This window comes from Bacteroidota bacterium (assembly GCA_018266835.1).
Taxonomy (GTDB): Bacteria; Bacteroidota; Ignavibacteria; order Tepidaquicellales; family Tepidaquicellaceae; genus JAFDZO01.
Genome location: JAFDZP010000003.1, coordinates 91389 through 104646, shown reverse-complemented (window position 1 = coordinate 104646; position 13258 = coordinate 91389). Strand labels below are relative to the sequence as shown.

General features: G+C 34.5%; 15 protein-coding genes. 11 read left to right on the top strand and 4 right to left on the bottom strand.

The window, feature by feature from the left end:
- Window positions 1-365: 365 nt before the first annotated feature.
- The 5 genes from JST55_09905 (at window position 366) to JST55_09885 (ending at window position 5112) form a co-directional block, all read left to right on the top strand.
- Window positions 366-1229, top strand: a complete 864-nt coding sequence (locus JST55_09905; GenBank protein ID MBS1493816.1) for an energy transducer TonB — start codon at window positions 366-368, stop codon at window positions 1227-1229.
- Window positions 1230-1505: 276 nt separating this feature from the next.
- Complete coding sequence (locus JST55_09900) at window positions 1506-2357, top strand: energy transducer TonB (protein MBS1493815.1); 852 nt, start codon at window positions 1506-1508, stop codon at window positions 2355-2357.
- A gap of 18 nt (window positions 2358-2375) precedes the next feature.
- Window positions 2376-2627, top strand: a complete 252-nt coding sequence (locus tag JST55_09895; GenBank protein ID MBS1493814.1) for a hypothetical protein — start codon at window positions 2376-2378, stop codon at window positions 2625-2627.
- A gap of 14 nt (window positions 2628-2641) precedes the next feature.
- A complete protein-coding gene (locus JST55_09890) occupies window positions 2642-3613 on the top strand; it encodes a substrate-binding domain-containing protein (GenBank protein MBS1493813.1) in 972 nt (323 codons plus the stop codon).
- Between the two features lie 20 nt (window positions 3614-3633).
- On the top strand, window positions 3634-5112 hold the full coding sequence (locus tag JST55_09885) for a tetratricopeptide repeat protein (protein ID MBS1493812.1): 1479 nt from the start codon (window positions 3634-3636) through the stop codon (window positions 5110-5112).
- A 70-nt stretch (window positions 5113-5182) separates the two neighbouring features.
- Here the strand turns inward: JST55_09885 and JST55_09880 are convergent, their stop codons facing one another.
- The 4 genes from JST55_09880 to JST55_09865 all read right to left on the bottom strand — a co-directional run bounded on the left by JST55_09880 (window position 5183) and on the right by JST55_09865 (window position 8768).
- The gene (locus JST55_09880) at window positions 5183-5386 is read right to left on the bottom strand and encodes a hypothetical protein (GenBank protein MBS1493811.1); all 204 of its coding nucleotides are present in this window, start codon (window positions 5384-5386) and stop codon (window positions 5183-5185) included.
- Between the two features lie 19 nt (window positions 5387-5405).
- Window positions 5406-5612 (bottom strand): hypothetical protein, encoded by a 207-nt coding sequence (locus tag JST55_09875; GenBank protein MBS1493810.1) that lies wholly within the window; start codon window positions 5610-5612, stop codon window positions 5406-5408.
- A gap of 44 nt (window positions 5613-5656) precedes the next feature.
- Window positions 5657-7123 carry a T9SS type A sorting domain-containing protein gene (locus tag JST55_09870; GenBank protein MBS1493809.1) on the bottom strand — a complete coding sequence of 489 codons (1467 nt, stop codon included), beginning with the start codon at window positions 7121-7123 and terminating at the stop codon, window positions 5657-5659.
- 175 nt (window positions 7124-7298) lie between these two features.
- Window positions 7299-8768: a T9SS type A sorting domain-containing protein gene (locus JST55_09865; GenBank protein MBS1493808.1), complete on the bottom strand. Its 1470-nt coding sequence runs from the start codon at window positions 8766-8768 to the stop codon at window positions 7299-7301.
- Window positions 8769-8922: 154 nt separating this feature from the next.
- On the opposite strand from JST55_09865, the gene JST55_09860 reads away from it, so the two are divergent.
- The 6 genes from JST55_09860 to JST55_09835 all read left to right on the top strand — a co-directional run bounded on the left by JST55_09860 (window position 8923) and on the right by JST55_09835 (window position 13229).
- A complete protein-coding gene (locus JST55_09860; protein MBS1493807.1) occupies window positions 8923-9432 on the top strand; it encodes an isoprenylcysteine carboxyl methyltransferase in 510 nt (169 codons plus the stop codon).
- 14 nt (window positions 9433-9446) lie between these two features.
- Window positions 9447-9761, top strand: a complete 315-nt coding sequence (locus JST55_09855; protein MBS1493806.1) for a hypothetical protein — start codon at window positions 9447-9449, stop codon at window positions 9759-9761.
- A 49-nt stretch (window positions 9762-9810) separates the two neighbouring features.
- Window positions 9811-10900 (top strand): peptide chain release factor 2 gene (gene prfB / locus JST55_09850; GenBank protein ID MBS1493805.1). Its coding sequence is split into 2 segments (ribosomal slippage): window positions 9811-9879 and window positions 9881-10900, totalling 1089 coding nucleotides; the frame shifts between segments, so codons are not numbered across the junction.
- Between the two features lie 102 nt (window positions 10901-11002).
- Window positions 11003-12133 (top strand): ABC transporter permease, encoded by a 1131-nt coding sequence (locus JST55_09845; protein ID MBS1493804.1) that lies wholly within the window; start codon window positions 11003-11005, stop codon window positions 12131-12133.
- A 12-nt stretch (window positions 12134-12145) separates the two neighbouring features.
- Window positions 12146-12835 (top strand): ubiquinone/menaquinone biosynthesis methyltransferase, encoded by a 690-nt coding sequence (locus JST55_09840; GenBank protein MBS1493803.1) that lies wholly within the window; start codon window positions 12146-12148, stop codon window positions 12833-12835.
- A 100-nt stretch (window positions 12836-12935) separates the two neighbouring features.
- Window positions 12936-13229: a 30S ribosomal protein S18 gene (locus tag JST55_09835; GenBank protein ID MBS1493802.1), complete on the top strand. Its 294-nt coding sequence runs from the start codon at window positions 12936-12938 to the stop codon at window positions 13227-13229.
- Window positions 13230-13258 lie beyond the last annotated feature (29 nt).

Sequence of the window (13258 nt, the reverse complement as noted above, 5' to 3'; positions counted from 1 at the left end):
GGGGACTGAGGGGGTGGTTTAAATCATATTCAAAAGATACACTAATTTTTTATTCAATTTTCATATTAACCTAGATATTCAAATAAGAATTGAAGAGTGTAACCACCCCCTAACCCCTCCCGCCTTTGGCGGGACAGGCTCTCCTTGAAAAGGAGAGGGAATTAGTTGAATATTTTTTTCTCACTCAATATGTTCCACTTGGAACAAGAAACACAAACTTCCCCCTCCTTGAAAACGAGGGGGACTGAGGGGTGGTTTTAGTTCATATAAAAAATCAGTCCAAAATTTACGGAACATTTCTATAACCTCATAGTTTAATCTCTAAGTTTATTAATCAAATAATCTAATAACTTGCGAGGTTTAAAATGAAAACCGAAAAAGCAAAAGAAAGAAACACAGAAGTAACAAAAGAAGTAAAACCCCTTGGTAACATGAAGTACGGTGCTCCTGAATTGGTAGCATTATATCAGAGGTATGCATTCAGAGGATTGTTAATTGCAATCGTATTTGCTTTTATTATCATTGGAAGCGTCGCATTGTATAGTTCGCTGCATGCAACCGGCAATGATGAAAAAGAATACAACAGAGAGATTGTGATATTGAATTATGATATGCCGATAATTCCGAAGACAGAAGAAATAACCGCGCCGGTAGATGTTCCAAAGGCGGAGCAGACTGTTAAGTTAAAAGACCTGGCTGCGCTTATTCCTCAGCCCGTTGCTAAACAGGAATCAGAAATAATGACTACAAAAACAGTCGAAGCTTTGGATAAGGTAAATAATATTCCTGTTGGAAAAGATGGAACAGAAAATCCGAATGAAGTAACTGCAAATATGAACGATAAAACAAATGATAAGATTGCAGAGAATATTATAAAAGAAGAACCGGTAAAGATAAAAGACGATAAACCGTTTCAATCGTTTGAAGTTGAAAAATCTCCTGTAGCAGTAAACTTAAGCTCAGTGAAGAGTTCAATGAGATATCCTGAAATTGCAAAACAGGTCGGAACAGAAGGAACATGCGTAGCGAAGATATTAGTCGGTTCAAGCGGAGAAATTATAAAGATTGCATCAATAAGCGGACCGGAAGTATTCCGCTCAGAGATAGAAGATAAGATTATGAATCTGCAGTTTACACCTGCTATTAAAGGCGGTGAAGCAGTAAAATGTTATGTAAATGTTCCTTTTAAATTTACACTTGGAACACAGAAGAAAAGCATAGATGAATAAAATTGATGATTAAATATTTACAGAAAGTAATTATATACATATAAAACAGATAAAACCGGCAATTCGATAAGGATTGCCGGATTTTCTGCTTAAAATCAGTAAAACCCATCCCTTAAAAAAAAGTGTAAAAAAATTGTAATATTACAATTTAGCAATAGATTTTATGTTATTTCTTCTTTATTTTGCAGTTAAGAGGAACAATTATAAAATAGACTGGTTAAATCTATTACAGTTTTCTTACGATTTTTAAAATAAAAAACTTGCGAGGTTTATAACATGGCAACCGCAACAGCTACACAAGAAGTAAAACCATTGGGCAAAATGACCTATGGAGCTCCTGAACTGATAGCCCTCTATCAGAAGTTCGCTACCAGAGGATTAATGATTGCAATTATTTTTGCATTCGTAATTATCGGAAGCGTATTTGCTTACAATAAAATTAAAGCAAGTATAGAAGCAGAAAAGGAGAATCAGCAAAGATTAATCACACTGCAGGATTTGGATTTACCTCCTCCGACAAGTGAAGAAACTCCTCCTCCACCGGAACTTGAAACACCTCCGCCTGTAGCATTGAAAGATCTTGCAGCTTTGGTACCTGAACCGGTAGCTAAGGAAAAATCAGAAGTTTTAACAACAAAGACTCAGGAAAAACTTGATGAAGTTAAAGTGCCCGTTGCATCAACAGGTACAGATGACCCGAACAAAGTAACATGGGACGGAACAGGAAAACTTGAGCAAAAGAAAGTTGAACAAAAAATTGAAACAAAAGAAGTAAAGAAAGAAGAAAAGAAAAAAGACTTCCAGTCTTTTGAAGTAGAGAAAGCTCCCGTTGCTGTTAATCTCAGCTCAGTAAGAGGTTCAATGAAATATCCTGAAATCGCAAGAGCATCAGGAATTGAAGGAACCTGCGTAGCAAAGATTTTAGTAGGAACAAGCGGAGAAATTATCAAAGTTTCTTCAATCAGCGGACCTGATGTATTCCATAGTGAAATTTCAGATAAGGTTATGAACCTTCAGTTCACACCTGCATTGCAGGGCGGACAGCCGGTAAGATGTTATGTTAACGTACCATTTAAATTCAGTCTCGGAACCAAGAAGAAAACCGATGACGACGATAAAGAAAAATAATTTATACAATTAGTCTGAATGAATACGAATACTTCTGTCATCATTAGTTATATCACATCAATTGTTTTACTTGTTGCAGGAATTCTATTGATGACAGGAGTAATCATGGGAGCCGCTGAAAAAAGCACCAGAATGGTTTTCGGAGGAATACTTATAGGCTATGCAATTTACAGAGCCCTTAATATTTACTCCAAGCAAAAAGCTGCTGTGCTTGAAGAACGCCGCGAAGAGATGAAGAAGCAAACGGAAAAGCTTCTCAAACGAAAATGAGAAGGAAATGAATCATGACAAAAATCTTTTTACACACCCTTATATTTACACTCTTCTTAAGTTTTTCCCTCTACTCCGGATGTGATTTTGATAAAATAAAATCGAAGGCAATTACAGGCAACTTAGATGTTGATGTTGACGAAACTGTTGAACCTTTGATGAAAAAGCAAAAGGACGAGTTTGAAAGACTTAACCCGGAAGCAAAATTATTTTTAACAACACTTCCAACCACAAATTGTATTGCCGATTTAATAAACGGTAAAACAAAAACAATTGTTGTAACGCGCGACTTTACAGGTGAAGAGAAAAAAATCATTGCAGATAACAAACTTGAATTTAAAAAGTTTGAATTTGCAATTGACGGAATTGCCTTCATTGTAAATCCAAAGAACCCTGTTCTCAGAGTTACATCAGATGATCTGAAAAATATTTTTACCGGTGAATATAAAAACTGGACAGATATAAAATCTCAGAACGAGGAACAGAATAGTGAAACAAAATCGTATTTCAGCGGTTCAAAGGGGAACATAAAACTTTTTATACAGAGACAGAACTCTGCAGTTTATAATTTTGTTAAAGACTCTGTGATGAAAAGAATGGATTACTCAAGCTCTGCTGCAGTATGCTCTACAAGCACACAGATGCTTCAGATGGTAAGAGAAAATGTTAACGCAATAGGAATAGTAAATATGGCATGGCTCTCTGAGGGAAATCAGGATTCGCTTGATGCAACAGTTAAGGCACTAAGAGTATCTCAGATAACTGCTACAGGTTTTCAAAAAGATTTTGTTCAGTTCCACCAGGGATATCTTGCAAATGGAAATTATCCCTACAGAAGATATGTTTATCTTATGACGGGTGATTTGGGAATCGGGCTTACAACAGGTTTCCTAAATTATCTTTTGAAGCCGGATGGACAGAAGGTTGTATTGAAAAACGGATTAGTACCTGTTAGTCAGCCGGTGCAAACTATACAATTAAACTAATTAACACTTATTATTTATATATGAAAAACATTAAAATTCTAACACTGTTTGTTTTTGCTTTTATGGTTTTTGCTTCGGGTATATTTGCTCAGGTTGATAAAGCCGAAGGCTTTATTAAAAAAGGTGACTACGTAGGCGCTGTGAATGCACTTAAGGATGTTGTAAAGTCAGATAACGGATACGATGCCAACTATCTTTACGGTCTTGCGCTGTATAAAACAGGAAACATTAAAGATGCTGAAACTTATCTTAATAAAGCACTTGCAAAAGATGATGAAGGCGTGATGGCATTAAAAACAATGGGTGATTTATACAGTTCAAAAAAACAGTACGACAAAGCAGATACATATTATAAAAAAGCTGCAAAGCTTGACGCTGAAAATATAACAGTGTTAATTTCACAGGCAAACAATTATTCACTTGCAGGAAAAGTTGATGATGCAATCAGAGTTTTAACTCTTGCAACAACTATCAGCAAAGAAAATGCAGATGTGTATGCAGGTTTAGGCGATGCTTATTATTACAGAAGAGCATACGGTCCTGCTTTAGATAACTATAAAAAAGCGTTAGGTCTTAATCCAAAGAATGCAACAGCTACATACGGCCTCGGCAGAGTTTATTATAAACAAAAAAAATATACAGAAGCTTTAAATCAGTATATTGCAGCAGAGCAATTAGATGCTAACTTTGCAGATGCATACTATGAAGCAGCAAGATTGCTGTACTTCAATGAAAATTATAAAACAGCTTTAGAAAATATTGATAAATATTTAGCTTTAAGACCCTCTTCAATAGATGGAAAATCTTACAAAGCAAAAATTTTATATTACCTTGGCGAAAAAGATCAGGCAGATGCATTGATTGATGAAGTATTAAAATCAGATCCGAATGATGAAGGCGCTAACAGAATTAAGGCAACTATTCAGTTCGAGAAAAAAGATTACGCAAATGCTTTAACATTTTATACAAAAGTGCCGGATGATTTTCTTGAAACCGAAGATTTTATAAATATTGCCAGAACAAATTTAGCATTAGGCGATACTGCAAAAGCATTTACAATTTTTGACAAAGCTGCAAAGCTTGATCCCGATGAAGACAGAGTATATTTTGAAAAAGGAAAAATTTATTTAGCACAGAAAAATTATTCAGATGCTATTGCTAGTTTTGATAAAGCTATCGGAATGGATACAAAGAATGTAACGGTTTACTTTGCAAAAGGTGTAGCGCAATATCAGGATGGAAAACTTGATGATGCTTTGGCAACATTTAATCTTTTATTACAAAAAGATCCTACGTATTCTTTAGGTTACTTTTATATTGGTATAATAAATTATGATAAAAGGAAAGCTGCTATAACAGCAAATAACACTGCAGATGAAGCAAAGTATAAGGAAGAAGCAATTAAGAATTTCAATAAAGTTCTTGAAATGGAGCCCGACAATGCAGATGCAAAATCATTTTTGAATGCATTACAGGGAACTCCTCCACCTTCAAAATAAATTAATAGAAATAATTTTTAAAATAAAACCTGCCTTGTGAAAACGAGGCAGGTTTTTTTACGCCTTCTTTTTAATGACTGAAAATTAATTCATGCTTAAAAGAAGACTTCATCAGCCCTTTACTAACGAACTCGGGATTATATTTTGTAAAGTACTCATCGAATTTTTTTCTTTTAGAATCATTAATTGATGTATTATTATCAGATGTTGAATGATTAAACCCAATGAATATTCCGCAGATGAATAAAAGTGCAATTAATATAATTATTTTCATTTTTTGGCTTAGATTTATTTTATAGTTCAACTGAATGTAATTCATGGAAAAACTCAGACTGCTTTGAATTAATCTTTATATTAGAACCGGTTATTTTTGCGCTCTTAAAATTATTTTGTATAATTTTGTTGTATATTTTTTCCTGCTCATTTTGAAGTTTACTATTATCGGATAAGTTTAATGATGCCAGTAAACGCTCTGTTATACTTGCTGTAAAAAATTTCATAGCTTAAATTATAATTTGGGTTACGTTCAATTAAAATCTTAAAGTTATTTTATAAGAATCATTTTTTTTGTTTCAGCGTAATCTCCGGAAATTAATCTGTAGTAATATACACCGCTTGGAAGCTCAGCTGCGTTAAATTCTATATCGTAAGTTCCGCTTGTCTTTACTTCATTAATCAGTTCAATTATTTCTTTGCCTACGCTATTGTAAACTTTTAAACTGGTCTGTCCGGTTATTGGAATGTTAAATTTTATTGATGTAACCGGATTGAACGGATTTGGAAAATTTTGACTTAAAGAATAATTAGCAGGAGATGTTTTATAATTGTTATCTACTGAAGTGCTGCCTCCATTTAGTGTATGATAAATCCTTCCTTCCTGAAATGTCCCGCCGGCGATGTAATTATGATATCTGTCTATCATTGAGCTCGATGTAACATTTACATTAGGAGCGCTTTCTGTTATTGTTTGTAAAGACCATGTTTCACCAAAATTTACAGTTCTCAATACAGCGGGAACATAATTATCTCCTGTATAATATTTTTCACCGAATGCGATTCCCACTCCGCTTTCACCGTAAAAATTAATTCCTTCCAATATCAAAGAGTCGCGTGTATAAATAGTATTCCAGCTGTTCCCCCGGTCAGTTGTCTTTAAAATTACTGCGCCTGTCAGATTTGATCCTGATATATAGCCTGTATTATTGTTTATAAAATGTACTTGAGTGAATTTAAGTGTATCGCGGGTTATACTTGTCCAGTTTACACCGCCGTTAGTTGTTCTAAGTATGGAGCTCATTTCCCGGGTTCCGTTGAATTCAAACCCTGTAGCAAAAGCAAGATTTTCGTTTACAAAATTAATTGAACTTAAATCTCGTTCTATCAGGTCATTCATTGTTTTAAACCAGGTTAATCCGCCGTTTGTAGTCTTAAGTATTTTTGTCTGAATAGTTGTATTGGTATCCATTATGCTTCCTATAGCCATTCCTGTATTTGCATTAATGAAATCACAGTAAGTAACGTAGTAACAATCAGGAGGCATAGTGCCGTATTTTACCCATGATATACCGCCGTTAGTAGATTTAAAAAAAGCTCCCAGGGAAAAATCTATTCCGTCATGATTATTCCCGTTAGGCAATCCGTTTCTTTTAAATTTGGAAAAATCATTTTTGGAATTGTTAAGTGAGAAATTTTCATTGAATACATTTAATGCGCCGGTTGCATAAATAATCTGTGAAGAAATATATTCCGTTGAAACAATTGCTCGGGATGAATCCGGTACTGAAGAGGTAATCCAGGTTAATCCTCCATTTGTAGTATAATAAGCTCTGGAGGTTGTTTCAGGGTGTGATGCATCAATACCCCAGCCTGATATAACTCCGTTATTGCTATTTGCAAAATTAATTGAGTTAAAGAAGAACACAGTGCCCGGAGTTGTCTGCCGCACCCATTGAGCTGATAAATTTATTGTCGCAAAAAGGCATAGCAATATACTGATTGTAAAAATTTTCATGGTTATAAATTGATTAATTTAAAAAACTAGTATTGAATAAGTGTTTTTGCGAGAAAAATACAAGTGTGTTTTGCGAGAAATGAGTGTAACTAAATATGTTATACTGATTTGGCGTGAATTTGTTACAGAGAAAATTAACCCTGTCCATAAAAAATATGAACAGGGCAATATGAGATTATTTGATGAGTATCATTTTACGTGTTTCAGAATAACTATCTGAAATTAACCGATAGTAATATATTCCACTTGGGTAAGCTGATGCATCGAAGTTAACTTCGTAGCTTCCTTCCGTTTTAACATCGTTAAGAAGTGTTGTTAATTCTTTTCCGTTAATATCATATACTTTCAAAAAAATATTACTTTTTGTTTGTACATTAAATTTAATAGTTGTAGTTGGATTGAATGGATTCGGATAATTTTGTTCCAATGAAAATTTATCCGGGGTAAATCCTGTAATAGCTGTAACACCCACACTTCCTCCATTTGTTGTATGCAGAATTGCACCTGAATTTGCTCCTATTCCGGAGATATAATAATTATATTTATCCAGCATGAAACTGTTTATAACTAACGGGTCATCATTTTCTGATAACCGTTGAACACTCCACGTAAGTCCGAAATTCGAAGTTCTGAAAGCATAGGGAATATATGAACTACCATTAAAATTTTTATTTCCAAAGGCAATTCCAACTCCTGTTTCTCCAAAGAAATTAATTCCCTGAAACGCTATAGTATCAGCTGCGAGAACTTTATTCCAGCTGATACCCTGGTCAGTTGTTTTATACACATGTCCGCTGGTGGAATTTGTACTGGGACCTTCAGATTCGCCCCCTGCGGTAAATCCGGTCTGACTATTTATAAAATGAACAGCATTTGAATATACTGTATCTCTTAATTGTGTAGTCCAGTTCGTTCCTCCATTAGTGCTTTTAAAAATAACATTATGTATAACTGTATCTATATTATAAAAACCGCCGGCAAAAATTACATTATCTGAAGCATATTTAATAAATACTATCTGTCCGTTAAAATTTTCAGTCAGTGTTGGACTCCATGTTAAACCACCGTTTGTGGTTCTAAGAATATTCATGAAGTTAGTTCCGTTTGGACCAACATCAGCTAATACTACACCCGTATTTTCATTGATAAAATCCATGTAAGTAAAGTAACTGCAGTCAGCTGGTACTGTTCCGTATTGTAACCAGTTTAGTCCGCCATTTGTAGATTTGAAAAATGCACCTTTTGCATTATTACCTGCATAAGAAATATTCTTGCTCACCGAAGGTTTAAGCCGTCCCATAAAATCATAATCACCGGATTTATGTTTATCAATAGAGAGGTTCAAAGCTCCGGTACCATAAAGTATTTGAGGAGTTATGTATTTTACTGAAGCAATAATGCGGCATGTGTAAGGCACAGTGCCTGAAATCCAGTTCGCCCCTGCATTAGTTGTGTACAATGCTCTGCCGGAAGTAATATTGGTTGCCCCAAAATCCCAGCCTGTAGAGACACCGTTGTTAGTATTAATAAAATTTATTGAATTTAAAATAGAAGCGCTGTCAGGAACGGTTTGTGTTACCCATTGCGAATGCAGACTTGAACAATACAGACTAAGATATAGAATGACGACTAAAATTTTCTTCATTATTGTCTTTTAATATTATAAAAATTCATTAATCAAAATTAAATATGATAACTTATAAAATATATGTAAAAATATTGTATTAGTAAGTTATTTTGAGATATATTCAATATTTTTTCTGACTAAATAACTTGCCAAATAAAGGGTATTTTAAACGATGACTACATTATTTATAGTAGTAATAGGGATAGTTATCTTACAAAGGCTGGTTGAGCTTGTCATTTCTAAAAAAAATGAGAAATGGCTTTTGGCGAACGGAGCTATTGAATACGGAGCTTCTCACTATAAATATATAGTCTTGCTCCACACATTTTTTTTTATCTCAATAATCGTTGAATTTATTGTTTTTGATAGGGGTAAAGATTTAAATATATTAAATTATTCATTTTTAGTATTTTTCATACTTTTGCAGTTGGGAAGAGTATGGGTGCTTTCATCTTTAGGTAAATACTGGAATACAAAGATTTTCAGAATAAAGGACAGACAGTTAATAAAAAAGGGACCTTATAAATTTTTAAAGCATCCTAATTATGTAGTAGTTGTTCTTGAAATTGCAGTTCTTCCTTTAACTTTCAATCTATACTATACAGGAATAATTTTTACGATTCTGAACGCACTTATGCTTTCAGTTCGCATTAAAGAAGAAAATAAAGTTTTAAATATTTAGCATATAATTTACAAATGAAAAAAATTCAATTAAGAGAGATCTGCCACGGAAGAAGCGGCGATAAAGGTGACGCCGCAAACATAGGACTTATTGCATACAAAAAAGAAGATTATGAAATAATTAAACGCGAAGTAACTGCTGAGCGCGTAAAAGAATTTTTCACCGGTATCTGCAAAGGTGAAGTTGATCGATACGAAATGCCGAACATAAATGCGCTGAATTTTGTTTTACATAATACACTGGGCGGCGGCGGAACAGTATCGCTTATGCTGGATGCGCAGGGCAAAACTCTTGCCTCTGCATTATTAAAAATGGAAATAGAAATTTAATTTATAAAAATACTAACAAGTTTTAGAAAAATAAGAACAGGTAAACAAAATGTTTGAACAACAGAAATACAGAATAAAAGACTACAAAGAGAAGCTAGAGCATCTAAGGAGGTTTCTTTGAAGTCGATGAGAAGACAGTACAAATAAAAGACCTCGAAATGAAAACCGAGAGCGGAGACCTTTGGGAAGATAACAACGCCGCTCAAAAATTACTTCAGCAAGTATCATCTCTAAAAAAATGGGTGGACGATTATAATAAAGTCGAAGCTCAGTTTTCCGATGTACAAACCTTAATTGAAATTTCAGAATCAGAAGGCGATGACTCAGTTACCGAGGAAATAAATTCCGAGATAACAAAGTTTGAAAATATGCTGGAAGAAATTGAGCTGAAAAACATGCTCGCCGATGTTGACGATAAACGGGATGCAATAATTACAATCAACTCAGGTGCGGGCGGTACCGAATCCCAGGACTGGGCTGATATGCTCTTGCGTATGTATCTCCGCTACTGCGATAAGATGGGATTTAAATCTCAGCTTGTCGATAAGCTTGATGGCGACGGCGCAGGAATAAAAAGCGCAACGATTGAAGTCGAAGGAGACTTTGCTTATGGATATTTAAAAGCAGAAAGCGGTGTGCACAGACTTGTGCGGATTTCTCCGTTTGATGCAAATAAAAAACGACATACTTCGTTTGCCTCGGTTGCAGTAACTCCGATTGTAGATGATACCATAGAAATTGAAATAAATCCTGCCGATATCAAAATGGATACATACCGCTCAGGAGGCGCAGGAGGTCAGAACGTTAATAAGGTGGAAACTGCTGTGAGACTGACACACATACCGTCAGGAGTAGTGGTTGCCTGCCAGATAGAGCGTACTCAGATGAACAACAGGCTGCTTGCGATGAAGATGCTGAAATCAAGATTGTATCAGATTGAAAGAGAGAAACAGTTGGCCGCATTAGATAACATTGAAAAAGGAAAGAAAAAAATTGAGTGGGGAAGTCAGATAAGAAGTTATGTTTTTCATCCTTACAATATGGTGAAAGACCACAGGACAGGTTATGAAACAAGCGATGTGCAATCAGTTATGGATGGTGAGATTGATGAGTTCATAAAAAAATATTTGTTAAGTTAATTCAACTAAGCTAAACTGAATTATAAATATAACATAGCGAAACGATTTTTATTTTCACGAAGCGGCTCGAAGTTCGTTTCGTTCATTACTTATATTTCTATTTTGGGAGTCGCGCTTGGAGTTGCCGCTCTTATTATAGTAACATCGGTACTGAACGGTTTTGAACTTGAGATTAAAAATAAAGTCGCGGGACTTGTATCTCATATTCAGTTGAACTCGTTTGAACAGAAGGGAATTGTAGATTACCCGTCAGTCATATCCCGTTTAAAAAATGAGTATAAAGATATAACAGGTATTTCTCCGTATGTCCAGCGTGAGGCATTAATAAAGTATAAAGATAATGTTGAGGGAATTATTTTAAAAGGAGTTGACCAGAAGACAGATATATCTACTGCTAAAAGCAGAATTGTAAGCGGAGATTTTAATCTTACTCCGATTGATACAACTTTTTCAAGATTACTTATAGGTGATAAGCTTGCAAAGAAATTGAACGTTGAAGTCGGCAAGAAAGTTTTTGTATTCGGATTAAAGGGAGTTCCTTCTCCTGTAAATCCGCCCAAGATAAAACAGTTCATTGTAGCCGGGACGTATGAAACAGGACTGAAAGATTATGATGATGTTTTAATTTATACAGATATTGCTACAACACAAAAATTGTTTGAGTTCGGTAATAACATTTCAGGAATTGAAATGAATATGAACAACATAGATAATCTGGATGCAACCTCTGCTTCGATAAATGATTTTCTTGGTTATCCTTACAGTGCGAAGTCTATGTTCAAAATTTTCAGAACACTGTTTACATGGGTGGAACTTCAAAAAACTCCGGCACCAATAATTTTAAGTATGATAATTTTAGTTGCAACATTTAACATAGTTGGGACTTTGCTGATGCTTGTATTAGAGAAGACAAATTCAATTGGAATATTGAAGTCACTCGGTTCAAGCAACGGAGATATAATGGAAATTTTTATCTTTGACGGACTGATAATCGGCTTTGTGGGAATAATACTCGGTAATATTATTGGTATAGGGCTTTGCTTTCTCGAATTGAAATTCAAATTCTTTGCGCTTCCTGAATTCTATTATATGAAGAATGTTCCGATTTTATTGCAGCCGGAATATATTGTAATTGTATCGTTGATAAGTTTTGCACTGTGCTTCCTTGCAACAACAATTCCTGCATACTTCGCTTCTAAAATCAGTCCTATCAAATCACTTAAATTCGCATAGAGAAAATTATATTTGGATAAGTCACGAAAGAAAATTCAGGGGATGTTCGATGAGATCGCCGGAAAGTATGATTTTTTAAATCATCTATTTACGCTTAAGCTCGACCAGAAGTGGAGGAGAGAGATAGTAAAAGAGATTCGGAAAAATAATACCCCGAAGGATTTTATAATTGATTTAGCAACAGGTACGGGTGACTTATCTTTGGAACTGATTAAACTTAATCCCCAAAAATTATTTGCAGCAGATATTTCTTACAATATGCTTGCGCTGCAGAAGAAGAAAATAAATAATCCCGCTTTAGTGATTTTACAATGTGATTCGCTTCATCTGCCATTTGAGGATAATTCCATTGATGTTATCACAATAGGATTCGGAATAAGAAATTTTGAGTTTATGGAAAAGTGTCTTGATGAAATAAATCGCGTGCTGAAAAAAAACGGGCAGCTGATAATAATTGAGATGTTCAGCAATAACGATTTTAAAACAAAGCTCTTTAATTTTTATTTCGGAAAGGTAATGCCTGTGGTAGGGAATTTAATATCGGGCAGTAAGTATGCATACAGTTATCTGTATAAATCAGTCTCAAATTTCTATTCAGTTACGGATTTTGTTAACATTACAGAGAGGCATAATTTTAAGAATTTTAAGCTGAAAAACAATTTTCTGGGAGTCGTGAATACAGTTTATTTAAAAAAGCTTTAAAATTGATGTTTTTATATCAATCTTTCTGCAAAATAAACTTAAAATAGCCATTGAATAAAGCTTTAATTATTACTATATTTGTTGTTTAACAATTATTTGAATGAAGAAATTAACAGTAAAGCAGCAAGCTAAGAACTACAAGCTCACACAGCAAATAAGCGCAAAAAAGAGCCAGGGAAAGAAAAAAGATCCGTTTAAAGAAAGAGGAATTGATAAATTCATCGACTTCAGAGACGTAAGATTATTAACCAGATTCTTAAATGATCAGGGCAAATTACTTCCTGCAAGAATAACAGGCGCAACTTCAAAAATGCAAAGACAGCTTACCACAGCTATCAAAAGAGCAAGACACCTTGCATTTATTCCTTTTGTAAGCGACGGCACAAAGCACTAATCTTATATAATTTTATATACATCTATGCC